This window comes from Lentimicrobium saccharophilum, from assembly GCF_001192835.1.
GTDB lineage: Bacteria > Bacteroidota > Bacteroidia > Bacteroidales > Lentimicrobiaceae > Lentimicrobium > Lentimicrobium saccharophilum.
In genome coordinates this window covers 1,844,570-1,868,833 of record NZ_DF968182.1, presented here as the reverse complement: position 1 = coordinate 1,868,833, position 24,264 = coordinate 1,844,570, and the positions used below count along the sequence as shown (strand labels likewise).

Below are 24,264 nucleotides of genomic sequence, written 5' to 3'. Positions count from 1 at the left end.
ATCCTTGTGTTGAGATGCAAGAGTGACCTGAATATCCGGCCCTTTATCGCTGTGAGTTACACCAACCGGGATATTGTGCTTTCCGGTCTGGTCTGATGCCCGTAGATTCGGATTTTCTGGAGTGTTAAACCTGTTTATTGGTGAAACACAAATGTAAGCAACTTACCGGTTTTAAGCAAGTATTCAGATCAATAAATGATTGCTAAACAGGAAATTATGTTTGTGCCTTATCGGTGAATATTATATTGATCCGGAATTGTAAGCACCAGAGTTCGAAACTTTTACGGAGCTGAAAAACTACCTGGCCATTGAATTAATCTGTTCAAAATGACAGCGCAGGACTAGAGCATACCAAGCAACTGCTCAAGATGATGATATTTTATTCCGAATTGCTGCTTCAGTTCCGATATTTTTTTCACCACGGCGGGGTCGGGTAAAGTCCGGACTTTCTTTCGCAGTCCCGAAAGCATTACGTTTTTGGGGGTATGTTCGGTGGAGATAAACTCTGCAACGCTTGTTTTATATCCCCAGGCTTCAAGAATCAGGGCCCGGATCGTATCCGTAAGTGTTTCAGCCTGACGTTCTTCAAAAATACCATAGCGGGTGATTTCCTTCAGTACATTCGGAGGGTTGATCTGTTTCCTGATCTGTTTATGGCAGCAGGGGGCTACCATAATCACTTCCGCCCCCGATGTAATACCCCTGTATAAGGCCTCGTCAGTTGCCGTATCACAGGCATGCAGGGCAATCAGAACGTTGGGTTCAGTCAGTCCGGCTTCTGCGATCGATCCGGTAATAAAATGAAGGTGATCAAAACCGGCCTTCTTTGCGATGTTATTGCATGTGTCAACAAGCGCCTGCCTCAGTTCAACCCCTGTTATGCTGAAGGATGCCCCGCTGTTCCGGCTCAGATGGTCATAAAGGGCAAAGGTCAGATATCCCTTTCCTGAGCCCATATCGGCGATTGAAAAATGCCCGGGTAAGGCCGCATTACGTAGTACATCCTCAACCAGCTCAACGTAACGGTTGATTTGCCTGAATTTATCCTCCATCCCGGCTTTCACCTTCCAGTCATTCGTTAATACACCCAACTCGCGCAGGTAAACGTTGTTTTCAGTCGGAATCAGCCTGCGCTTCAGTTTGTCGTGACGGTATAACGGTAACTCTGATGATGAAGCAGCCTTTTTCAGTAGTTTGCTGTTGCCTTTTTTGTTGCTCAGCAAAGTGTAATCGGCTTCAGCAGTGAAAAGATCCGCATTCATAAAGGTCTCCTTCAGCAGCTCTTCAATTTTCCCTGCAGCTTCTCCGGCCGGGTAGTTCGAGGTGATGTCCCGGGTTGCATGCCGGTAGGTAAATTGCAGTAAAGCCTGTTCCCTGATCACTACCGGACGGATAAATACATTGTTCAGATCCGATGATCTTGAGCGCTTGTTGCTCAGCGTCAGCTTTATCAGTGTTGAATTGCCATAACTTTCGTTCAGCAGTGAAAGCAGTCTGATAATATTCTCTTCTGAAGGCATAACTTATTCTGGATTGCTTCTGCAAAGGTAAGTACTATCTGACGAACGGTTACCTGAAAAATTTTTACGTTTCCCTTGAGTATGTTGTGAAATGACAATGAAAAAGTGCCTTTACCGGAACGGTAAAGGCACTTTTTCATCCCTCCATAAGTGCAAGATATTCAAAAGTTTACACTTGTAATCCTGTTATTAATCGTAAAGGATTTCCTGAATGTACCTCCCGAGTACGTTCCGCCGGTGTAAAGCCCGTTATTAATGGTCCCGTTGCAACTTCCCCCGGTATAGATTGAGTAAGTGGAGCCTGTCAGCAGTTCAGAAGAAGAAAAGATGACAGAGTAGTAAGTGCGGAGAGGCTGGAATGTTAAGATATTAACACCGGAAGCATCCTGGATATGGAACAAGGTAGATGCTGATAACCCGCTGTAAGTAACCGCCTTCAGGCAGTTCTGTGTGGAACTGTTGCTGGGCGCCTGAAGCATATTTGAGTTAGGCCCTGAAACGGCCAGGAATCCGCCGTTCATATTACAGGAGCCGTTGTAATCCATGCCAACTTCAGGGGCATTGGGCGGCCCGTGTACAACGATGGTTCCTCCGTTAATGACAATATTGCCATTGGCATCCAGCCCGTCGCCTCCGGTTGTATTTACCGCCACAAAGCCTCCGTTAAAGGTCATGATGCTCCCGTCGTTTTGTTCTCCGCCCAGGCCAAATGTAGTGTTGATACAGTCATCAGATGACTTAATAGTTATTTCCCCGCTGTTTATGTTGATAAATGGAGCCTCTATGCCTTCAACTGAGTTGGTAATGTTGATAATGGAGGTGGATATGGTAATGGATGTTTCTGATTTCAACCCGTCATCCGCTGAATTAAGCGTGATGTTTCCGCTTTCAATTACGATGTCGCCATCGCTCTTGACGGTTTTGGCCTCTGCATATTCCGCATTTTCACCGGAGCCACTGATGTAAATCCTGTTTCCTGTTGTAGTCAGGTTTATTACAGGGGGTGAGTTACTGTTTTCTATGTTCAGAGTTCCGTCCACTGAAATACTTTTCCCGCCTGAACCGGAACTGCTGGTGGTAATGTTACCTCCGTTAATCAGGGTATTTCCGTCGGATGTGATGCAGGTGGAAACATAAGCGTCATAAGCACCTTCGGTATTCGTGTATCTTGCTCCGTTCCCCGAACAGGTTATGGTTATGGTTCCGTTTGCAATAGTGATGTCAGCATCCGATGAAATACCTTTACCGGCGATTCCCGTGCTTATGATGTCTATGCTCCCCCCGCTGATATTAATATTTGCATCGCATTTGATAGCTGTGCAATAGGAAGGGTCAAATCCGGATCCTGAAGCTTCAAGCACTGCATCACCTGTTGTAATTATAGTAATGCTGCCTCCGCTGATGGTAATGTCCGATTCGCTCTTCATGGCTTTTGACTGATCTCCGTTGACCGTAAGCATGAGCACCCCGCCCGAAATGGACATGGTTCCGTCGCAGGTTATGCCTTTTACATCATCTGCATCATTCAGGGTCGTAATATTTCCGCCTGTGATGGTCACATTTCCAGCATCTCCGTCAATGGCATCACCCGTCGCAGTTATATTAAGTGAACCGTTTATCATTTCGAATCCGGTCTTCGCATGTATCCCGTCTTTTGCTGCACTTGCAATGTTAATGCTGCAGCCATTGATCTCAATGTTGCTGTCGCTGCACAGGCCATGCTTTGCAGAACCCAGGCCGTTGATGGTCAGATTACCGGTGCCGGTGAATATCAGTGTGGTTTCACTGAAGAAAGCGCCCTTCTGATCCTCTGATTTACCGTCAGGTGCCTTGGCAGGATTGCTGTAAGAGCCGCCGTCGGTAAGCGCATTTGTTGTTCCGTTCATGATGTCGACGGTAACTGTATTCCCGGATTGAATGTTTATGGCCGGCCCATTGGTATTGGTTATCTGCACCCCGTTAAGCATCAGCTCGAAAGGCTGCTGGCTGTATATTTTAAACGAGCCTCCATGGGTGCTCCCTGAAAGACGGTAACCAATATCCTGTATTTGGCTGGTTGAGGTTACGGTTACATTTGCTCCGTCAGTTGAAACTGAAACCCCTTCATAAGCAAGCGGGTTTATAACCCTGACGTAGTTCCCTTCATAGAAGATGCTGATAATGGTTGAATTCGCGCCAAAAGTGATACTGTCAATCTCTGATACGGCGTATGAGTCCAGGGTGTCGCCAATGCTGAATAAGATGGTGCTCTGGTCGTTGCTGAAATAAATACTGTCAGTTGAAGTGACAAGGGCTCCCAGGGTGAAATGATCCGCTTTATGGATGTACATTTTTTCCTGAGCCATAACTGCCAGACCGGCAATTGCCAGGGCCAGCGTAATAATGTGTTTTTTCATAGCCTGATAAATTTTGCCGCCCGGCCATTTGCAAAAATGTAATAGATGCCGCTCTTAAGCCCGTCGAGGTTGATGGTTTCCTTCTGCATATTGACCCGGACCTGCATTGCCAGACTCCCCTCAGCGCAGAAAACGGAGAGTTCTTTGGTGCCTGATGGTATGTGATCGACCATAATCAGGTTGCCGGCAGGGTTAGGATAAACAATCAGGTGTTCATCAGTGCCCGGAACGAGGCTGGCTGCGGTAGTCAGGGTGTCAAAGTAAAGCTTCCGTACCTGCTGAAGTCCGTAACTTTCAATAATACCCGATTTTAAGTGAACATGCAGGTTGTTCTGCTCAAAAGTGAGTTTCCTGACTAGACTCAGTGCTTCGCTGGTTTCGTACCCGTCAGTTTCCTGCACGATCAGTGACTGAGCCTGAATTCCCAAAGGGAAGAAAAACAAAGTCAGAAAGATCAGCAGCAATTGTTTTTGTTTCATATTGTTTGATTTGCCGTTCGTGATATATTTGTGAATGATCTTATAGGTACAAGTAACCAGAATCTGCTGTGAAATGAACATTTCCTTCAGCAACCGGGATTTGTTTAAATAAGATCCCGGCTATCACAGACATTCACTCCAGCAGCTTAATCCGGTTGGTTTTTCAAAATAAGGGTATTACGGACTGATAAACGAATATTTTAGACGAAATATCCTTTTCTCCGGTTGAAATATCCCTTTTTTCAGACGATTTTCAGGAAGATTGAATATAGCCTTAGCAAGGTGTTGATCAGGAAACTCAGATTATCGTCCAGCGGATTTTAATTTGCCACCTGCCCGGGATTAGATTATTTTGAAAACCCTTACTAAATTTACCGCCCGGACGGGCAACGACGGTTCCGGAAAAGTTTCACTAACCAAAGCACACCGGCCGGTATTAAATCAACTGAAACCGGCACTGCCACCAAACGGACTGATTATGGACAAACGTATCATTTTTGCATCATTGCTGACTTTGAGCAGCATCATCCTATCCGCGCAGGTAAATCCCGGCGATCCCTGGTTTGGCGAGAGCTGCACCTCCATTATGGTCGGGAAAATGGCTTCGGCCGATGGCTCGGTGATTACCGCCCATACCTGCGATGGCAATTACCGTACCTGGGTGAGAATGGAAAAGGCAGCGGATCATGCTGACACTGCGTTGCATACGGTATACAAAGGCACACTGCATACCGAAACGCCTGACGATATGCGGAAACTTACCGTGGCCGGACGCATCCCCCAGGTAAAGCATACCTATGCGTACCTCAATACCGCCTATCCTTCGCTGAACGAAAAGCAGCTGGCCATGGGTGAAACTACTTTCGTGGGACCAGATACACTCGTAAATAAGAAGGGAATGTTTCTTATCGAAGAGTTGCAGCGCGTCGCCTTGCAGCGCTGCGACAATGCCCGCGATGCCATCCGCCTGATCGGAGAGCTGATCAAAGAATACGGTTATGGCGATTACGGTGAATGCATTACCATTGCCGATACCCGTGAGGTCTGGCAGATGGAAATACTTGGAGAAGGGAAGGAGCGGATCGGAGGGGTCTGGGCTGCACAACGTGTCCCCGACGATCATGTGGGTATATCGGCAAACATATCCCGTATCGGAATCATCGATTTCAGCAATCCCGATTTTTTTATGGCCAGCCCGAATGTAAAGGAGGTTGCCAGAGAGTTTGGCCTGTGGGATGGCAAGGAGCCCTTTAAGTTCTGGAAAGCTTATGCCAATGCCGAAAAGCCATTCAAAATCAGGGAGTTCTTTGTGCTAAGCACCCTGGCGCCATCCCTTAACCTGAGCATTGATATGGATGAACTTCCGTTTTCGGTAAAACCGGAAAAGAAGGTAAGCATGGAGGTGCTGACGGAATTGTACCGCTCGTCTTATGAGGGCAGCAGCTACGATATGACCCGGCACGTTAAAATGGTCAATACCCGTTACGACAAGAAAAGAAACGTGATTGGCAGGGATACAATCGTCAGCCCGGTTGCCAATCCCTGGCTCACGGGAGATATGCGCAACACGCTCAACTATATTGCGCCCGGTACGGTAGATTTTCAGCGGACCGTATCGGTTTCATGGTGCTCTTATTCGCATATAACCGTTCTTCGCGACTGGTTGCCCGATGAAGTCGGCGGCGTTTCCTGGTTTTCATTCGATAATCCGGGCCAGAGTCCGCGTGTACCCATCTATGCAGGAGTAAAACAGGTACCCTCAAAATGGGAAATCTGCGGACAGAAGTCTTATCGCGAGGATGCTGCACTGTGGAGCTACCGTAAAGCCAATAAACTGGCGACGGTATCGTGGGGTAAGACAAAGAAGCAAATGCTGGAGCAGGTGCTCAGTTTTGAAGCAAAAGCCAGGCTGGAGATGCCCGCACTTGAGAAGAATGCCGCTGAGCTGATAAAGACCGGTAAAAATGATGAAGCCCGTGCCCTGCTCACGAACTACAGCAATGATTTCTCCGGTGCCACCATGCAGCGCTGGACTGCCATGGAAGCTAAATTCTGGGAAATGTTCGGCCGGGGGTTTTGATATTCTGGCATGAACAAGTATAATTCAACGGTGGGACGAAAGTAAGCCTGTGAAATTATATCCCTGAAAATGCCTGGGTTATCAGGACTCTTTTCAGTAAATAAAAAACCTGTAAACTATTGATTTACAGGTTTTTTTGTGGAGATGGCGGGAGTCGAACCCGCGTCCAAACAGGCAGCAATAGTGCTTTCTACATGCTTAGTTTTCAGTTGGTTTTCGTAAACTGACAGGGAGAAAACAACCCGATCCGTTTCTTATTCCCTTTGGTTTTCGTGCAGTCACCGGGACCTTAACTGCCTTATCGCGGCTTTTGCGATGCTCCGGTCAGGACGCGGCCGCGCGAGGCTTCCCGGGGAGCAGTAGGCGGCTTAATCCTCTTGATTAAGCGGCGTACGCGTAATTGTAATCGTTGCCGTTTAGGGCTTTGAAAGTTGGGATTAACGGGCCACGCTTCCAACGCCCGGCATGCTTACAGTACCACTTCCCTGCTGTCAAAACCGGTCATCCCCGGTCACTTGTTTTACTGGTGCAAAATTACAAAATATATACCAAACCGGTGAAATCAACATCCTGATTCTGACGTTTATTCTTTTTATCCCTTGCTCAACGGCCTGGCATACCTTTCCACATCGGCGGCGGTAATCTGACCATCGCACAGGATAGCCAGCCGTTCTACCACATTCCTGAGCTCCCTGATATTGCCGGTCCATATTATGTCCTGAAGCGCTTTTATGGCATCATCCGTAAATGTCAGCAGGGGCTTGCCCTGGCTTTCGCAGATGTCATTGATAAAATGATTTGCCAGCAGCGGGATATCCTCAGCCCGTTCGTTCAGGGTAGGCACATGAATAAGGATTACACTCAGGCGGTGATAGAGATCTTCGCGGAAATTCCGTTTTTCAATCTCCTCAACCAGGTTTTTGTTTGTCGCTGCGATGACCCTTACATCTACCGGTATATCCTTTTCGCCTCCCACGCGCATGATCTTGTTTTCCTGCAGGGCCCTCAGCACCTTGGCCTGTGCAGCCAGGCTCATATCACCGATTTCATCGAGGAAGAGCGTACCGCCGCTGGCCTGCTCAAAATCACCTTTGCGCTGCTTGATGGCCGATGTAAAAGATCCTTTCTCATGGCCAAAAAGTACACTTTCGATCAGTTCACCCGGAATGGCCGCGCAGTTTACCTCCACAAAGGGGCCTTCGCACCGGTTGCTGAATTCGTGCAGCCAGCGGGCTACAAGTTCTTTTCCGGTACCGTTGCTTCCGGTAATCAGCACCCTTGCATCCGTCGGAGCCACTTTCTCAATCATGGTCCTGATCTGAAGCATGGGCTCCGATTCACCGATCATTTCATAGGTCCTGCTGACTTTGCGTTTTAATACGCGTGTTTCTTTCAGCAGGCTGCCTTTTTCCATGGCATTCCGTATGGTAATCAGCAACCGGTTCAGATCGAGGGGTTTGGCAATATAATCATAGGCGCCGCGCTTGATGGCATCCACGGCGGTTTCGATATTGCCGTGGCCGGATATCATCACCACCGGGGTGTCATTCATCACCAGCAGGCGGTCAAGAACTTCTATCCCGTCCATCTGCGGCATCTTGATGTCGCAAAGGATCACGTCATACTTTTCCTTGCCCGCCAGCTCAAGGGCAGTCATCCCGTCGGGTGCTTCATCCATCTGGTACCCCTCATATTCAAGTATTTCCTTCAGCGTACTCCGGATGCTGCGTTCATCGTCAATTACAAGTATTCGTGCCATGTTATCTTTTAATTCGGAATGCTGTTAGTATCGCCCGGTTTTTCATGCTGCCGGTTCCGCATTGACGCTGCTACAAGCTCTGTGCCATTTACCCTTTGTAAAATAACCATTTTCCCAGTTCAGCCCACGAAACTTTCTTCCCGTACATGAGGATCCCGGTCCGGTAGATCCTGCCGGCCATCCAGACAGCTGCAATAAATGTAACCGTGAGTAAACCCATCGAGAGGGCCAGTTCCCAGTAAGGTACTCCGAAAGGTATGCGTACCATCATGATGATGGGTGAAGTAAACGGAATAATTGAGAACCAGAAGGCTACCGGCCCTTCGGGATTGTTGATTACAAATTGCGCGACAATAATAGAAAGGATCAGGGGAATGGTCACCGGCATCATAAACTGCTGGGTGTCCGTTTCATTGTCCACGGCTGCCCCGATGGCTGCAAACATGGCTCCATACAGCAGGTACCCGCCCAGAAAGAAGAAGATAAATGAGAATATCATGGTGCCATAGTCTATGGACTGGAGGGCTTCGATAATCCTGTCCATGTTATCTGGGCTTTCTGTCTCTTCAAAGTTGATGTTTGCCTCGGCTGAGGCAGGGATTCTTGTGCCCGGGTTAAAAGCCTGAACGGTTTCATCCTTTTTCATACTATCAGGCATCGCCGTTTGAAAAACTGTGACGATGGCCAGGGTAAGCACTACCCACAACATAAACTGCGTAAGCCCGACCAGGGCGACCCCGACGATCTTGCCCATCATCAGCTGAAAGGGTTTCACCGAACTTACGATTACTTCCACAATGCGGCTGACCTTCTCCTCAATAACGCCCCGCATTACCTGCGATCCGAACAGGAAAATGAAAAAATAGATCAGGATGCCGGCAAACATGCCTACACCCATACTTACTTCGGTAAAGCTTTTTTCTTCCTTACCTTCCTCGCCTATCCTGATTGAGGTTAGTTTGATGTTGGTCTTGATATTTTTCAGGATTTCCTCACTCACGATACTTTCCCGGGAAGCGGTATCGTTTTCACCGGTATTGAAGTCCGGGTTTGCCTTTTTGATTTCCCTGATGATTTCCGCTCCCAGCTTCTGGTTTTCAACCTCTTTGCCCATTACGCTCCTGATGTATCCTTTCAGGTCAATGCTGGCTTGCTTTTCGCTGAAGATCATGGCGCTTGCGGGTACACTCACTTCGGGTCTGGGAATGTAAAGCAGCGCGTATCCTTTTTTTGCCATCATAGCTGTTTTCGCTGTTTCAAGGTCAGTGAAAACATACTCAAAATTAAAGCGTTCGGAGTTCTCGAATTTGTTGATAAACCACCCGGTTTCATCCAGGATGTCAACCTTTTTTACTTCATCCGACATTTGTGAAAGATAAATGGGGACGATGAAAAGCGCTGCCATGAGGATGGGGCCGAGAATGGTCATTACAATGAACGACTTTTTCTGGACGCGGGAAAGGTATTCGCGTTTTATGACAAGGATTATCTTATTCATAGGTCTTCTAATTAACTGTTTATGGAATGATTGCCTGCCGCATGCACTGTTTTGATGAAGATCTCGTTCATGGTGGGGATAATTTCCCTGAAAGCATGAATGTTGACATAAGGCATAAAAGCATTCAGCAGCTCATTTTGGGTGGCTGTTGCAGGCAATGTGACGGTTACTTGTCTCAGGTCATCGTCAGATTTATCCTCTGTGAGTACGAACCCTCCGGGCAGAAGCGGATTGACCGGGCCTGTAAAGCCATCGAAATCAATGGAGTAGGTATTGGTTTTGAACCTCTTTTTTATCTCCTTAACACTGCCTTCGAGTATTTTATGTGAATTGTTGATAAGGGCAATGTTATCGCAAAGTTCTTCCACCGAAGCCATATTGTGCGTAGAAAAGATGATGGTGGCCCCGTTTTTCCTCAGGTTCAGAATTTCATCCTTCAGCAGGTTTACATTGATGGGGTCGAACCCGCTGAAAGGCTCATCGAAGATCAGCAGGGAGGGTTCATGTATGATGGTGACGATGAACTGAACCTTTTGTTGCATTCCTTTCGAAAGTTCTTCCACCTTTTTGTTCCACCATGCCTGGATTTCAAACTTCTCGAACCAGTACTTCAGTTTTTTCATGGCATCGGCTTTGCTGACTCCTTTGAGTTGAGCCAGATACAATGCCTGTTCGCCCACTTTCATTTTTTTGTAAAGCCCGCGTTCTTCGGGCAGATAACCGATACGGTCAACATGATGGGGGGCAAGTTTTTCATTTCCGAAGTAAACTTCTCCTTCGTCAGGGCCTGTAATCTGATTGATGATGCGGATAAGGGAAGTTTTTCCTGCCCCGTTCGGACCAAGAAGTCCGAAGATGCTTTGCTCCGGCACGTCGATACTCACATTGGAGAGTGCTGTATGGGCCGCATAGCGTTTGGTGATGTTTCTTACTGAAAAATAGGCCATTGATATTCAGGGTTGGTTATATGGGTTAAAGAAGAAAAGGTGATTGCTTGTTCATTTAAGTAATCACCCCTCATGCACTTTCATCCGGAAAGACAAAATTATTGAAAATACTCTCTCATGCGGTCGAAAAACGAACGGTCTTTAGCGCCTGGATGAGGTTTAAAGTTCTCGGATTCCATAAGTTTTTCCAACATCTCTTTTTCCTGGCGGTTAAGGTTTTTCGGCGTCCACACATTGATATTGATCAGTTGATCGCCACGGCCGTAGCCATTCAGGGAGGGAACCCCTTTCCCTTTGAGGCGTAGAACCTTGCCTCCCTGGGTGCCGGGTTCTATTCTGATCCGCACGCGGCCTTCAATGGTTGGCACTTCGATGGAAGTGCCCATCGCAGCTTCAGGAAAACTGATGTAGTGCTCATAAAGGATATTGGAACCGTCGCGTATAAGTTCTTCGTGTGGTATTTCTTCAATCTGAACGATAAGGTCCCCGGGAACACCTCCGCGGGGAGCGGCGTTTCCTTTACCTCCTACCGAAAGCTGAATTCCTTCGGAAACACCTGCCGGAATGTTGAGGCTGATTACCTCTTCCCCTTTCACAGTTCCGCTGCCGCCACAGGTATTACATTTGTTGGTAATGGTCTGACCTTCTCCGTTACAGTACGGACAGGTTGAACTGGTCTGCATCTGCCCGAGGAAAGTATTGGTTACACGCGTTACCTGGCCGGTACCGTGGCAGTGGGAACAGGTAGAAAAGGACGATCCTCCGGCCGCGCCAGTACCATGACAGGTTGAACAACTGACCAGTTTGTTGACCTTTATTTTCTTCTCTACCCCTTTGGCAATCTCTTCGAGGGTGAGCCGTACTTTTACCCTTAAGTTGGTACCTTTGTTTACCCTGCGGCGGGTACTTCCGCCGAAACCTCCGAAACCTCCGCCGAATGCACTGCCGAAAATATCGCCGAACTGGCTGAAAATATCATCCATCGACATTCCTCCGCCGAATCCGCCGCCCGGCATGCCCTTCATGCCTTCATGCCCATACTGGTCGTAACGCGCACGTTTTTCGGCGTTGCTGAGTACTTCATAAGCTTCGGCAGCTTCCTTGAATTTCTCCTCAGCTTCCTTATTTCCGGGGTTTTTATCAGGATGGTATTTCAGCGCCATCTGACGGTATGCCTTCTTTATTTCAGCCTCACCGGCGTTGCGCTGCAAACCCAGTATTTCGTAATAATCTCTTTTCGTCACCGTTTTCGATTTAAACTTATTTTAGATTCCGACAACCACCTTTGCAAACCTGATCACTTTGCCATTAAGGGTATATCCTTTCTGGGTTACGTCGATGATCTTGTTTTTGAGCGCTTCGGCCGGCGCAGGCACATTGGCGATGGCTTCATGGAAGTCGGTGTCAAAAGCTTGCTCCATGGCGTCCACTTCAGCCAATCCTTTTTGCACCAGAAGATTTCTGAATTTATTGTAGATCAGTGTAATTCCTTCTTTTACCGGGTCCGGTTCATCCCCTCCGGCGAAAGCATTGATGGCCCGCTCAAAATCATCGAGAACCGGTAGCAGCCCGGTTATTATTTCTTCCGATGCATTCTTGCTCAGCTCGATTTTCTCTTTGATGACGCGCTTCCTGTAATTGTCAAAATCAGAGTAGAGCCGGAGATATTTATCGTTCAGTTCGTCGTATTTCTTATTGAGCTCCCCGCACAACTCTTCTGCAGGCTGTTCTTTTGCCACATCCTCCTGTGCCGGAATGTCAGTTTCATTGGTCTCAGGTTGCGCATTTACAGGTGCCTTTTCATTTACAGTTTCTGCGCTTTCCGGCTTGTGCTTACTTTGTTTACCCATGTTTCCGAATATTTTCATCAGGTTTTGCCCTGTTTTGTTTTTTTTGATGCACCTATTGCAAAATGCCTGCCAGTCAGGTTCCAACGCCAAATTGACAGTGTTTTTCTGAGAAATCAGGATTGATGGTTCAGGCTGTCAGGGTTTACTTCGGCTGTATTAAAACGATCACAACAGCGCTGAGCATCTTTGCTGATCAGCGGAATTTTCCTGTTGATGGTCCGGCCTGTATCCTGCAGTGTATGTTTCTTTTCCGGGCAGCCTAACCTTCGATACGCTCAATACCGGCGCCGAGCGAACGCAATCTTCCGTCAATATCCTGATATCCGCGGTCGATCTGTTCAATGTTATCGATCTGGCTTTTCCCTTTTGCCGAAAGGGCCGCGATCAGCAGCGCCACTCCGGCCCGGATATCCGGCGATGACATGGTGATTCCCCTGAGCGGCACCTGATGGTTGAGGCCGATTACCGTTGCCCGGTGAGGGTCGCAAAGGATGATCTGTGCCCCCATGTCAATCAGCTTATCCACAAAAAACAGACGGCTTTCAAACATTTTCTGGTGGATCAGCACGCTGCCTTTGGCCTGGGTAGCCACCACCAGGGCAATACTGATCAGGTCAGGGGTAAATCCCGGCCAGGGTGCATCGCTGATGGTCATGATAGATCCGTCCATAAAGGTTTCTACTTCATAAGTTTCCTGGGCCGGAACAAGAATGTCATCTCCACGCAGCTGAAGTTGAATGCCCAGTCTTCTGAAAACCTCCGGAATAATCCCTAATTCCTTGTATTGAACATTTTTTATGGTGATTTCCGAACCGGTCATTGCGGCCAGACCAATGAAACTTCCGATTTCAATCATATCGGGCAGCATGGTATGGCTTGTTCCGGAAAGGTATTCAACACCTTCGATGCTGAGCAGGTTGGAGCCTACGCCTGATATTTTCGCCCCCATGCGGTTAAGCATACGGCACAACTGGACAAGGTAGGGTTCGCAGGCGGCGTTGAAAATGGTAGTCGTGCCTTTTGCCATAACGGCAGCCATCACCACATTGGCGGTGCCCGTTACCGATGCTTCATCCAGCAGCATGTAACAGCCTTTCAGCTCCGTGGCGTCTACACTGTAAAAGGTATTAAGCCCGTCAGATTCGAAACGCGCGCCCAGTTTCTGCAGACCGGTAAAATGGGTGTCGAGCCTTCGTCGGCCTATTTTATCACCGCCAGGATGTGGAATATAACCTTTGCCGAAACGGGCAAGCAGTGGACCAAGGATCATCACCGAGCCCCGCAGCCCGGCTCCTTTTTTACGGAATTCTTTGGTTTTTAAATAGTCAAGGTCAATATCTCCTGCCTGGAAAATATAGGTTCCTTTGCCGGCCGGAGTCACGCTGACGCCCATTTCACCCAGCAGCTCAATCAGTTTATTCACGTCCCTGATGTCAGGAATGTTGTGGATGGTAACCGGTTCGGGAGTCAGCAGAACAGCGCATAATATCTGAAGCGCTTCGTTTTTAGCGCCCTGAGGCACAATTTCTCCATGAAGCTTTCTGCCTCCGTTGATAATGAAAGAGCTCATAGTTATCAGAAAGTTAAATCCAACCGTAAATTAACAGGCAGGCAAGTTAATTCTTTTTACGGTTCCTCATGTCACGATAGTTGCTGTTCTTATCGTTTTTAGGATTAAATTTTCTGCGTTTGTTGTTCTGGTTATGGGGAATGGCGGCAGGCGGGTTATTCCGGGCCAGCAATTCGCTGGTGTGCGTCAGCCGGGTATCTTCACTCAGCTTCAGTCTGCCGTGCGAAAGCACTTTCAGGTGCTCGGTAATCAGCTCGTCATTGACTGAATCGCGGTTCCAGTTGAGGTATGATTTTTTGAGGTGATTGGCAATGTTTTTTACCAATGCGTCCTTTTCAGGGCCATCATCAAACAGGCAGGCTTTTTCGATCATTTTGGCGATGTTCTTGCCATAAGGCCTGAAGCGGATGTCTTCCTGAGGGTAAGGAATACTTTGCGGTTTTTTGATTTTTTCCTCCGGCGCAGGAGCAGGGTACGGCCCGTCGATGTCGAGTTTGTAATCTGCAATGATGTGCAGGTGGTCCCACAACTTTCTTTTGTAATCCACTGTGTCGCGCTGATCGGGATGGAGTTGCGCCATCACGTTAACCAGCGTTTTGGCCAGGTTGGTGCGTTTTTCGCGGTCCTCAATACTGATCACATAGGCGACCATCTTCTGCACATTGCGTCCGTACTCGGGAATAATGAGCTTTTCACGGGTGCTGTTATAATCCATATAACATTTTATTAATAGAAATCTTCTTGTCGGGGTTGATTGATAAGTGTTGGTAGCAGTCTTAATAAGGCAGGATTAGCATCTGAAAACTGCTGTCAAAGCTTAAATTTACTGATAGTGTCAGGAATTCGTTAAACTGGTATTTGCCCGGAGATAATTAATTGCTGGCCTGATTACCGGGTGCAAATATACAAATTAAATCAATTTACCAGCCTGAGTTTCGCAAATTTAAGTAATAATTGTTTCTGACCTACGGCAGCAAAGAAGACGGTTGCCTTCATATTCGGGCCGCTGCCTTCCACACTGAGCACTTTTCCCTTGCCGAAACGCTCATGTTCTACCTCCACGCCGGGTTGTATCAGCTCAGGGGGCGTTTCTGCTCCCTGAACCGCAGGCCCCTCGGCAGTGCTGATTTTTTTAAGTTGCTTTTTGATGAAAACGGATTCTTTTCTAAGCCCATCGCCGGATTTTCCGGTTAATCCAGATGACGAAATTTTGCGCGCCGGTTTTTCGATAAAACTTTCTTCTATTTCATCGAGAAAACGGCTGGGCTCATTCATGGTCATGTTTCCCCAGCGGTAACGGGTTTCAGCATAGGAGAGGATGACCTGTTTTTCGGCCCTGGTCAGCGCCACGTAAAACAATCGCCGCTCTTCTTCAATATCGGCGCGCGACTGCAGCGACATGACTGAAGGAAACAGGTTTTCTTCAAGCCCGACAATAAAAACATACGGGAATTCGAGCCCTTTTGCCGCGTGAATTGTCATCAGCACCACCTTATTCATGTCGTCCTTATCGTCGCTGTCGGCATCGGTAAGCAGTGCCACTTCCTGCATGAATTTATCGAGGGTACGGGTTACTTCAGCAGCGCTCAGTTCACCCGTTTCTTCATCCGGAAACAGGGTTTGTTCCTTTTCGGAAAAATCTTTTACCGCATTGAGGAGCTCCTCGGTGTTCTGAACCCTCGACTGCCCTTCATCCGTATCATCGGCCGCCAGCTCTTTCAGTAATCCGGAGTTTCTGGCAATTTTAATGGCAAGCTCATACGCGTTGAGTACTTGCAATTGCTGATGAAACGCGGCGATCATGGTGGTGAATTCCTCTATTTTTGAGATAGTGCCCGAATTCAGTCCCTTCACATAATGTGTTGCAGCAGACGCAACCTCAAAGAGGCTTTTACCGGAAACTCCGGCGGCCAGCTCAATTTTCTCAAGGGTGGTTTTCCCAATGCCCCTGGCGGGGTAATTGATGATGCGGTTGAACGCCTCATCGTCCCGGGGGTTTACCACAAGCCTGAAGTAAGCAAGGAGGTCTTTGATTTCCTTGCGTTTATAAAATGACAGGCCGCCGTAGATGCGGTAGGGGATGTTCAGTCTGCGCAGTGATTCCTCAATGGCCCTCGACTGGGCGTTGGTGCGGTATAAGATGGCGAAATCACTGTTCTGGCAGTGCTGATTCATCTTGGTTTCGAACACCGCGTTGGCAACCATATTTCCCTCTTCCGTGTCTGAGTTGGCCTTCAGTATCCTGATCAGTTTGCCTTCTTCATTTTCGGTCCATACTTCCTTGAAAATCTGATCCTTGTTTTTTGCAATAATGCTGTTGGCGGCATTTACAATCATCTTGGTTGAGCGGTAGTTCTGTTCCAGCTTGAAGGTTTTGGCATCGGGATAATCTTTCCTGAAATTCAGGATGTTCTGGATGTTTGCCCCCCTGAAACCGTAAATACTCTGCGCATCATCGCCTACCACACAGATGTTTTCATTTCTCGCTGCCAGTTTCTTCACAATCAGGTATTGAGCAAAGTTGGTGTCCTGGTATTCATCCACAAGAATGTAACGGAACTTTTGCTGGTATTTGAACAAAACTTCCGGAAAGTCGCGGAGCAGCAGGTTCATGTTGAACAGCAGATCGTCGAAATCCATGGCTGCCGCTTTAAAGCAGCGGGTCTTGTAATGCAGGAAGATCTCGCCGGTCTGCGGCCTGTTGGCAATCCTGTCCTGCTCTTCAATGGCGGAGTTGGCTTTATATTCCTCGGCCGAAATCAGGTTCGACTTGGCCGAAGATATCCTGGAAAGCACCGCCCCCGGTACATATATTTTAGGATCGAGGCTGAGGTCTTTCAGTATGGTCTTGATCAGGCTCTTCGAATCATCCGTATCATAAATGGTGAAGTTGGAAGGAAAGCCCAGCAGGTGACCCTCCACCCTTAAAATGCGCGCAAAAATGGAATGAAAGGTGCCCATCCAGACATTTCGTGCTTCCTGACTTCCCACCAGCCCGATCACGCGTTCTTTCATTTCCCTGGCAGCCTTGTTGGTAAATGTCAGCGCCAGGATATTGAACGGGTCTACGCCCTGCTCAAGCAGGTAAGCGACACGGTAGGTCAATACACGGGTTTTGCCTGAACCTGCTCCGGCGATCACCATCACGGGACCATCGCTGCTGGTCACCGCAAGTTGCTGGGCTTCATTTAATTCTTTAAGCAGTTGCGACACTTTAATGGGTTTGATTGGTCGTGCAAAATTAGCATACTTTTTCTGTGATCTGATGTCTCCGGCTAATTTGAAGGGCTATTCCATATTATCTTATTTAGAAATAATCTAAATTACTTGCGCAACTGTTACTTTTAGGCCCCTTCAGGATAAACCAGAGAACAGGCTGCATGACTTGCTGCAAAAGGCCGGAGAAAGAATTTGCCGGCCAGCCCGGGGCAGTGGTTGCGTATTTGTCAGTGTTCCTGTTTTGGTAATAGAAAAACTGCAGTTTCCTGTTTTTTGGATTTCAATAAATCCCGGTATTGCAGCATGGTTGTATTCTTAATTTACTGAACAATGATAAGCAACATAAAACGTGACGAGAGTATAGGAATGGTTATAGAGCAGATCGTTGACAAGCAGATCCGCAGGAATGACCCTCCCGAAACGGCACAGACCTATCAGCGGCTTTTGCAGGATTCATTTACCGATGTGGAAGCCAGGCGGCTGATCTATATGGCGGTTCAGGTTGAGCTGTTCCGGCTTATGCGCTATGGGGAAGCATTCAACCATGCGCGTTTTATCGGCAATCTGCAGGGACTGCCTGATTTGCCCGATGCTGATTTTGTATGATATGGACGGTTTGAAAACCGTTATTCGATGAGTGGAATGAAGATGCCGGGGCAGGCGAGCGCCCCGGTTCTTTTTTTTGTACCCTGCATAAACTGATTTACCGGGCTTTTTCCCCTTTTTACCGATTTGTATTACCTTCCCGCTTTATTGTACCCCTAAATTTGCAGGGTAAAAATATTTCTCAACTTAAACTCTTACAACAATGGAAAACAATCTGAACCGCAATCCGCTGAACCGGACATGGCACCTTGAAACCACGCTGGTCGGTCTGGCCATCATTGCCTTTGGTCTTCTCTACATGCTGCGCAATATGGGCGTTGTCAACGATGCTGCCTGGCGCGTAATTTTTTCCTGGCCTTCGCTGCTGATCGTCGTCGGTCTGATCAACTTTGCCGGCAAGCATTACGGATGGGGAACCATACTCGTGGTTGTCGGGCTTATATTTTTACAGGGCCGGATTGAAGGATTTAATATGCTGGGATACTTCTGGCCGGTTGTGATTATTCTGGTCGGTCTGGCTGTCATCTTTTCGCATACCACCCTGTTCAGGAGCCTGAAAAGGGAGCGTGTAACTTCCGGCAGTGATGACTTTATTGAAGATGTTGCTGTTTTCGGTGGAAGCGAACGCGTCATTCATACTCCATCCATGCGCGGAGGAAAAGTTATCGCCATCTTCGGCGGCTCAAAACTTGACCTTACACAGTGTCAGCTTTCGGAAGGAGACAATGTACTGGAAATGGTTGCCATTTTCGGAGGGTCCACCCTGCTGGTGCCTTCCGACTGGAATGTAAAAATGGAGGTGTTCAACATCTTTGGAGGTTTTGCCGATAAACGACGCAATATCAACGTGGATTATAATAAAACCCTTGTCATTAAAGGCGTTGCCATCTTTGGAGGCGGTGAATTAAAAAGTTTCTAACCGGTTTATCACTGAGTTATGCTGGAAAGATCGGGAATCAGCCGGAATGTATTGTTTTACATTTCCACCTGGATGGTCATTTCGCTGATCCATTTTATCATCATCCATAACCAATACGGGCTTGAGCTGAGCAATGCCGTTGCGGAAGTCCTGGTCATGAACCTGATCTATGCCTTGCTGGGCGTCGGGTTGTGGCACATGGTGAAGATCAGTGATTACGAGAAACTGAGCAGGCTTGAAATGATCTGGCGACTGGCTGCCAGCAGTTCGGTTTCAGTAATTATCTGGCTTGGAAGCAGTTATTTTATCCTTGGGTATCTTACCGGCCAGGATGATGCATACAGTTTGTTTCTCACCGAAACATTGATGGTAAGAATCATGGTCGGGCTGTTGCTCTACATTATTCTGGTCTCGGTCTTTTACCTGGTGATCAATTATGAGAACCTCCGCGAACACCGGACCCGGGAGCAATTGCTGCAAACCATGCTTTATGAAACGGAACTGAATGCCCTGCGTTCGCAGATCAAGCCGCATTTCCTGTTCAATTCGCTGAATTCAATCAGTTCGCTCACCATAACCAATCCTGCAAAGGCGCAGGAGATGGTCATCAACCTGTCGGAATTTATGCGGTATTCCCTGAGTTTTTCCGACAACAGCATGAGTTCGCTCAGCAAGGAGTTGTACCACCTCAGGCTGTACCTCGAGATTGAGAAAGTCCGGTTCGGGGGAAGGCTGCAGGTAAGCGAGCAGATTGATGAACTGGCGCTGGGCTGGCCTTTGCCGCCCATGATTCTGCAGCCATTGGTTGAGAATGCTGTGAAACACGGAGTTTACGATACCCCCGGGGCATCCGTGATACAACTGAACGCGCAGATTACCGGCCCCTGGCTTGAGGTGCGTGTGATCAATAATTACGACCCATCGGTTCCGGGCCGCAAAGGAACGGGTACCGGCCTCTCGAATGTAATGAAACGGATGCGTATGGTATACGGGATGCCTGATCTGGTGAATATCCGCAAAACTGAAGATGCTTTTGAAGTAAAACTGAAATTTCCTGAAAATGTCAAAGATCAAAGTACTGATAATAGATGATGAGCCGCCCGCACGGGATCTGGTCAAACATTACCTGAAGGATTTTCCGGCGCTTGAAATTGCCGGAGAATGCGAGAACGGCTTTGAAGCCCTGAAAGCGATACAGGAGCTGAAGCCGCAACTGATCTTTCTGGATATCCAGATGCCCAAGATCAACGGGTTTGAATTGCTGGAACTACTGACGGACCCGCCTCCGATCATTTTCACTACCGCATACGATGAATTTGCCATCAGGGCTTTCGAAATGAATGCCGTTGATTATCTGCTCAAGCCTTTTTCGGCTTCCAGGTTCAGGCAGGCAGTTGAAAGGGCGCTGCTGCGCATTGAGGATAAAGGTGATCTCACCACAAAGCCTGTTACCGATCTGAAGCGTCAGTTTGAGGAAACTCCGGGCGAAATCGACAGGGTGGTAGCCAGACTTGGCTCCCGCATCGTGGTGATCCCGGTTGATACCATATATTATATAGAGGCCCAGGACGACTACGTGATGATCTGTTCTTCCCTGGGCAACCACCTGAAGGAAAAAACCATGAAGTATTTCGAAAGTCACCTGCCCCGCAACGGTTTCATCAGGATTCATCGCAGCCATATCGTCAATATCAGCCAGATTGTTTCGGTTGACCTTTACGGAAAAGATACCCACCTGGTGGTATTGAAAAGCGGCGCCCGGCTGAAAGCCAGCGCCGAAGGTTATAAGCGGCTGAGAGAGTTGCTGTAATGCAGCGTGTAAAGTATCTTAAATCATCTTATTGGCCGGTCGTTTCTGACTTCCGGCTGTTTTTTTTGAGAAAATCAATAAAAATCAGCAAAAAAAGTTGTAGGTGTCAAATTATTAAGTACTTTTGCAGCCGCATTTGAAAGGAACGAATTGAATTTAACTTCCTGAAATGCACAATTTTTCTGAGATTTTCGAATCCGGGAAACCTGATAAAGTAAGACAATATAGGTTTCAATCAATGCAGACTGCCCCCAGGGCAGCGTTCAAAAAAACCTTCTGCAATTGATGAGTCTTCAGGCCTCAAAGGCTAAATTTGTCTCCCCTTATTGCTTTCCCACCGATTTCAGAAACACAGTCCCGGCGACAGGATTATTACTTTAAAGGCATTTTGTTTTTCATCATGAACAAACGCCTGAGCGGGTTAAATAATTTTTGTTCAGCCTATTGTAAATATAAAATAATGCTGTACTTTTGCAGTCCCCAAAAAACAGGGGTAGCCGAGTAACCAAAAAACAATTTAAAAGTATTGATATGCCTACAATTTCGCAATTGGTTCGTAAAGGACGCAACAAGTTAACCGATAAGAGCAAATCACCTGCTCTGGATTCTTGCCCGCAGCGAAGGGGTGTTTGTGTGAGGGTATATACCACCACTCCCAAGAAACCCAATTCAGCCATGCGCAAAGTAGCCAGGGTAAGGCTTACCAACACCAAGGAAGTGAATGCATACATTCCGGGCGAAGGCCACAACCTGCAGGAGCACTCGATCGTAATGATCCGCGGTGGCAGGGTAAAGGATCTTCCGGGTGTAAGGTACCACATCATCCGTGGTGCGCTTGATACATCGGGCGTTGACGGCAGGAACCAGCGTAGGTCAAAATACGGCACCAAACGTCCCAAAGGCGGTAAGGTAGCTGCTCCGGCAAAAGGTAAAAAGTAAAACTGGTTTCAGGTAAAAACAGCTTACAACAATGAGGAAATCAAAACCAAAAAAGAGAATCATACTTCCTGACCCGAAGTTCAATGATGTGCTTGTAACCAAGTTCGTCAACAACCTCATGTACACCGGGAAGAAAAACCTGGCTTTCCAGATTTTTTATGAAGCCATAGAAACCGTTACCGAGAAGACCAGCGAAGATGGCCTTGAAGTATGGAAGAAAGCGCTCAGCAACGTTACCCCTAATGTAGAGGTGCGCAGCCGCCGTATCGGAGGAGCAACTTTCCAGATTCCTTCAGAGATCCGTCCGGGCCGCAAAAGCTCCATCGGCATGAAGAACCTTATCCTTTTTGCACGCAAACGCCACGAAAAAACCATGAGTGCCAAACTCGCCGGTGAAATCATGGCCGCTTACAAAGAAGAAGGTGCTGCATTCAAAAGAAAAGAGGATACCCACCGTATGGCCGACGCCAACAAGGCATTCTCACATTTCAGGTTTTAATCTGTAACAACTGATCACTGATACACCACACAATATCCAATGTCCGTTAAATTAGCACATACACGCAACATCGGCATTATGGCGCACATTGACGCGGGTAAAACCACGACAACGGAGCGGATATTGTATTATACCGGGATCAGTTATAAAATCGGTGAAGTGCACGAAGGAACCGCCACCATGGATTGGATGATCCAGGAACAGGAACGCGGAATCACCATTACTTCGGCAGCCACCACCGTTTACTGGGATTGCAGGAACGAAAAATATAAGATCAATATCATCGACACCCCGGGCCACGTAGATTTTACCGTTGAGGTAGAGCGTTCACTCAGGGTACTCGATGGCGCGGTCGCCTTGTTCTGTGCCGTTGGAGGTGTTGAGCCTCAGAGCGAAACTGTCTGGAAACAGGCTGATAAATACAAGGTTCCCCGCATCGCTTTTGTCAATAAGATGGATCGTTCGGGGGCCGATTTCTTCGGGGTTCTCAACCAGATGAAAGAGAAACTCGGCGCCAACCCCATTCCCCTTCAGATTCCCATCGGAGAGGAAGACGACTTTACCGGGGTGGTCGACCTTATCACCAATAAGGCCATCATCTGGGACGATGATTCTCTGGGTTCGGTTTTCAACATTACCGATGTTCCGGCTGAACTTACCGAACTTGTTGAAGAATACAGGACCAGACTTATCGAAGGCGTTGCTGAAGAAGAAGAAGCATTGTTTGAGAAGTTCCTGAACGACCACAACTCCATCACCCCCGATGAAATGCGTGCGATCATCCGCAAAGCTACCATCGAGCACAGGATAACCCCGGTGTTGTGCGGCGCTTCATTTAAAAACAAAGGCGTACAGCCGCTGCTCGACGCCATTGTATCATACTTGCCGAATCCTTCTGATATCGATTCCATAACCGGAATCAACCCCAATACTGAAAAGGAGGAGGTCCGTCATCCGGAAGCCTCGGAGCCATTCGCTGCCCTGGCTTTCAAGATTGCCACCGACCCGTTTGTAGGCCGCCTTGCATTTATCAAGGTTTATTCCGGCACTCTGGCTGCAGGCAGTTATGTGCTGAATACCGGAACCGGTAAAAAGGAGCGCATTGCCCGCATCATGCAGATGCATGCCAACAAGCAGAATCCCCTGCAACAGGTAGAGGCCGGTGATATCGCGGCAGTTGTTGGTTTTAAGGAAATCAGGACCGGCGATACGCTTTGCGATGAAAAACATCCGATCGTTCTGGAATCTATTGAGTTTCCCGAGCCGGTGATCAGTATCGCCGTGGAGCCCCGTGCCCAGGACGATGTTGACAAACTGGATTCAGCGCTTAATAAACTTGCCGAAGAGGATCCCACATTTACCGTAAGGGTGGATGAGGAAACGGGTCAGACCGTTATCAGCGGTATGGGTGAACTTCATCTTGAAATCATTGCCGATCGTTTGAGACGTGAGTTTAAGATAGAGATCAACAAAGGTAATCCCCAGGTCGCTTATAAAGAAGCGTTTGTGGGAACCATTGAGCACCGTGAAGTTTATAAGAAACAAACCGGTGGCAGGGGCAGATTTGCCGACATCCTTTTTGAGATGGGCCCTGCCGATGCCGGAATCCGCGGATTGCAGTTCATCAATGATGTTAAGGGCGGGAATATCCCGAAGGAATACATTCCGGCCATTGAAAAAGGATTCCGCATTGCGATGCAGAATGGCGTGCTGGCCGGTTTCTCTCTCGAGAGTCTGAAAGTCAGGTTGCTTGACGGATCCTTCCATTCGGTGGATTCCGATGCCCTGGCATTTGAAATCTGTGCAAAAGTCGGTTTCAGGGAAGCTGCAAAATCGGGCAGGAATGTATTGCTTGAGCCGATAATGAGGCTTGAGGTCAATTGCCCGGATGAGTATGTTGGTGAAATTACCAGTGATCTTAACAAGCGGCGTGCAAGTGTCGATGGTATCGATAACAGAAACCGCTATCAGGTTGTAAAGGCCCATGTGCCTCTGTCAGAAATGTTCGGATATGTTACAGCCTTGCGTACCATTACTTCGGGCAGGGGGAATTCGAGCATGGAGTTTTCGCATTATGCCGAGCTTCCTGCCAGCCTCACTGACGATGTAATCTACAAGTTAAAAGGATATCTTGTTAAATAAACAAAGAAAATAAAATCAATAAACCTAAGTA

At 47.8% G+C, this 24,264-nt stretch carries 19 protein-coding genes and 1 other RNA gene; 8 read left to right on the top strand and 12 right to left on the bottom strand.

The annotated features are described in order from the left end of the window. Positions 1-341 precede the first annotated feature (341 nt). From TBC1_RS07160 to TBC1_RS07150, 3 genes are all read right to left on the bottom strand, one after another. Positions 342-1,520: a class I SAM-dependent methyltransferase gene (locus TBC1_RS07160; RefSeq protein ID WP_062040180.1), complete on the bottom strand. Its 1,179-nt coding sequence runs from the start codon at positions 1,518-1,520 to the stop codon at positions 342-344. 161 nt (positions 1,521-1,681) lie between these two features. Continuing rightward, positions 1,682-3,916, bottom strand: a complete 2,235-nt coding sequence (locus TBC1_RS07155; RefSeq protein ID WP_062040178.1) for a carbohydrate-binding domain-containing protein — start codon at positions 3,914-3,916, stop codon at positions 1,682-1,684. Beyond that, complete coding sequence (locus tag TBC1_RS07150) at positions 3,913-4,395, bottom strand: T9SS type A sorting domain-containing protein (protein ID WP_172668847.1); 483 nt, start codon at positions 4,393-4,395, stop codon at positions 3,913-3,915. The genes TBC1_RS07155 and TBC1_RS07150 overlap by 4 nt, the downstream gene beginning before the upstream one ends. A 478-nt stretch (positions 4,396-4,873) precedes the next feature. Here TBC1_RS07150 and TBC1_RS07145 point away from each other — a divergent pair, with 478 nt between their 5' ends. Continuing rightward, the gene (locus TBC1_RS07145) at positions 4,874-6,475 is read left to right on the top strand and encodes a dipeptidase (protein ID WP_062042862.1); all 1,602 of its coding nucleotides are present in this window, start codon (positions 4,874-4,876) and stop codon (positions 6,473-6,475) included. 136 nt (positions 6,476-6,611) lie between these two features. Here the strand turns inward: TBC1_RS07145 and ssrA are convergent. The 9 genes from ssrA to TBC1_RS07100 form a co-directional block, all read right to left on the bottom strand. Continuing rightward, positions 6,612-6,984, bottom strand: a transfer-messenger RNA (tmRNA) gene (gene ssrA, locus TBC1_RS07140). Between the two features lie 83 nt (positions 6,985-7,067). After that, the gene (locus tag TBC1_RS07135; protein WP_062040175.1) at positions 7,068-8,234 is read right to left on the bottom strand and encodes a sigma-54-dependent transcriptional regulator; all 1,167 of its coding nucleotides are present in this window, start codon (positions 8,232-8,234) and stop codon (positions 7,068-7,070) included. Between the two features lie 88 nt (positions 8,235-8,322). Then, positions 8,323-9,732: an ABC transporter permease gene (locus TBC1_RS07130; protein ID WP_062040174.1), complete on the bottom strand. Its 1,410-nt coding sequence runs from the start codon at positions 9,730-9,732 to the stop codon at positions 8,323-8,325. An 11-nt stretch (positions 9,733-9,743) separates the two neighbouring features. Further along, positions 9,744-10,679 (bottom strand): ABC transporter ATP-binding protein, encoded by a 936-nt coding sequence (locus tag TBC1_RS07125; RefSeq protein WP_062040173.1) that lies wholly within the window; start codon positions 10,677-10,679, stop codon positions 9,744-9,746. A 98-nt stretch (positions 10,680-10,777) separates the two neighbouring features. Next, entirely contained in the window at positions 10,778-11,923 is a 1,146-nt protein-coding gene (gene dnaJ, locus TBC1_RS07120) for a molecular chaperone DnaJ (RefSeq protein ID WP_062040172.1), read from the bottom strand. A gap of 21 nt (positions 11,924-11,944) precedes the next feature. Further along, entirely contained in the window at positions 11,945-12,529 is a 585-nt protein-coding gene (locus TBC1_RS07115) for a nucleotide exchange factor GrpE (RefSeq protein ID WP_236695643.1), read from the bottom strand. A 259-nt stretch (positions 12,530-12,788) separates the two neighbouring features. Further along, on the bottom strand, positions 12,789-14,099 hold the full coding sequence (gene murA, locus TBC1_RS07110; protein ID WP_062040170.1) for a UDP-N-acetylglucosamine 1-carboxyvinyltransferase: 1,311 nt from the start codon (positions 14,097-14,099) through the stop codon (positions 12,789-12,791). Positions 14,100-14,145: 46 nt separating this feature from the next. Beyond that, a complete protein-coding gene (locus TBC1_RS07105; RefSeq protein ID WP_062040169.1) occupies positions 14,146-14,814 on the bottom strand; it encodes a DUF4290 domain-containing protein in 669 nt (222 codons plus the stop codon). Between the two features lie 200 nt (positions 14,815-15,014). Then, the gene (locus TBC1_RS07100) at positions 15,015-17,312 is read right to left on the bottom strand and encodes an ATP-dependent helicase (protein ID WP_082189513.1); all 2,298 of its coding nucleotides are present in this window, start codon (positions 17,310-17,312) and stop codon (positions 15,015-15,017) included. Positions 17,313-17,648: 336 nt separating this feature from the next. On the opposite strand from TBC1_RS07100, the gene TBC1_RS07095 reads away from it, so the two are divergent. The 7 genes from TBC1_RS07095 to fusA all read left to right on the top strand — a co-directional run bounded on the left by TBC1_RS07095 (position 17,649) and on the right by fusA (position 24,233). After that, positions 17,649-17,924: a hypothetical protein gene (locus TBC1_RS07095; RefSeq protein WP_137305501.1), complete on the top strand. Its 276-nt coding sequence runs from the start codon at positions 17,649-17,651 to the stop codon at positions 17,922-17,924. Between the two features lie 202 nt (positions 17,925-18,126). Next, positions 18,127-18,843 (top strand): LiaF transmembrane domain-containing protein, encoded by a 717-nt coding sequence (locus TBC1_RS07090; RefSeq protein ID WP_062040165.1) that lies wholly within the window; start codon positions 18,127-18,129, stop codon positions 18,841-18,843. 18 nt (positions 18,844-18,861) lie between these two features. After that, a complete protein-coding gene (locus TBC1_RS07085; RefSeq protein WP_062040163.1) occupies positions 18,862-19,935 on the top strand; it encodes a sensor histidine kinase in 1,074 nt (357 codons plus the stop codon). Beyond that, entirely contained in the window at positions 19,904-20,653 is a 750-nt protein-coding gene (locus TBC1_RS07080) for a LytR/AlgR family response regulator transcription factor (RefSeq protein ID WP_062040161.1), read from the top strand. The genes TBC1_RS07085 and TBC1_RS07080 overlap by 32 nt, the downstream gene beginning before the upstream one ends. Positions 20,654-21,184: 531 nt before the next feature. After that, positions 21,185-21,592, top strand: a complete 408-nt coding sequence (gene rpsL / locus TBC1_RS07075) for a 30S ribosomal protein S12 (RefSeq protein ID WP_062040159.1) — start codon at positions 21,185-21,187, stop codon at positions 21,590-21,592. Positions 21,593-21,623: 31 nt separating this feature from the next. Continuing rightward, a complete protein-coding gene (rpsG, locus tag TBC1_RS07070; RefSeq protein WP_062040157.1) occupies positions 21,624-22,091 on the top strand; it encodes a 30S ribosomal protein S7 in 468 nt (155 codons plus the stop codon). 39 nt (positions 22,092-22,130) lie between these two features. Further along, a complete protein-coding gene (gene fusA / locus TBC1_RS07065; protein ID WP_062040156.1) occupies positions 22,131-24,233 on the top strand; it encodes an elongation factor G in 2,103 nt (700 codons plus the stop codon). Positions 24,234-24,264 lie beyond the last annotated feature (31 nt).

Excerpts from the sequence above, each read along its gene's own strand:
- TBC1_RS07095 (WP_137305501.1), top strand. The coding sequence starts at position 17,649 with ATGATAAGCAACATAAAACGTGACGAGAGTATAGGAATGGTTATAGAG.
- TBC1_RS07145 (WP_062042862.1), top strand. The coding sequence starts at position 4,874 with ATGGACAAACGTATCATTTTTGCATCATTGCTGACTTTGAGCAGCATC.
- TBC1_RS07130 (WP_062040174.1), bottom strand. The coding sequence starts at position 9,732 with ATGAATAAGATAATCCTTGTCATAAAACGCGAATACCTTTCCCGCGTC.
- murA (WP_062040170.1), bottom strand. The coding sequence starts at position 14,099 with ATGAGCTCTTTCATTATCAACGGAGGCAGAAAGCTTCATGGAGAAATT.
- TBC1_RS07085 (WP_062040163.1), top strand. The coding sequence starts at position 18,862 with ATGCTGGAAAGATCGGGAATCAGCCGGAATGTATTGTTTTACATTTCC.
- TBC1_RS07080 (WP_062040161.1), top strand. The coding sequence starts at position 19,904 with ATGTCAAAGATCAAAGTACTGATAATAGATGATGAGCCGCCCGCACGG.
- TBC1_RS07150 (WP_172668847.1), bottom strand. The coding sequence starts at position 4,395 with ATGAAACAAAAACAATTGCTGCTGATCTTTCTGACTTTGTTTTTCTTC.
- TBC1_RS07135 (WP_062040175.1), bottom strand. The coding sequence starts at position 8,234 with ATGGCACGAATACTTGTAATTGACGATGAACGCAGCATCCGGAGTACG.
- TBC1_RS07115 (WP_236695643.1), bottom strand. The coding sequence starts at position 12,529 with ATGGGTAAACAAAGTAAGCACAAGCCGGAAAGCGCAGAAACTGTAAAT.
- rpsL (WP_062040159.1), top strand. The coding sequence starts at position 21,185 with ATGCCTACAATTTCGCAATTGGTTCGTAAAGGACGCAACAAGTTAACC.
- rpsG (WP_062040157.1), top strand. The coding sequence starts at position 21,624 with ATGAGGAAATCAAAACCAAAAAAGAGAATCATACTTCCTGACCCGAAG.
- TBC1_RS07160 (WP_062040180.1), bottom strand. The coding sequence starts at position 1,520 with ATGCCTTCAGAAGAGAATATTATCAGACTGCTTTCACTGCTGAACGAA.
- TBC1_RS07090 (WP_062040165.1), top strand. The coding sequence starts at position 18,127 with ATGGAAAACAATCTGAACCGCAATCCGCTGAACCGGACATGGCACCTT.
- TBC1_RS07125 (WP_062040173.1), bottom strand. The coding sequence starts at position 10,679 with ATGGCCTATTTTTCAGTAAGAAACATCACCAAACGCTATGCGGCCCAT.
- TBC1_RS07155 (WP_062040178.1), bottom strand. The coding sequence starts at position 3,916 with ATGAAAAAACACATTATTACGCTGGCCCTGGCAATTGCCGGTCTGGCA.
- TBC1_RS07105 (WP_062040169.1), bottom strand. The coding sequence starts at position 14,814 with ATGGATTATAACAGCACCCGTGAAAAGCTCATTATTCCCGAGTACGGA.
- fusA (WP_062040156.1), top strand. The coding sequence starts at position 22,131 with ATGTCCGTTAAATTAGCACATACACGCAACATCGGCATTATGGCGCAC.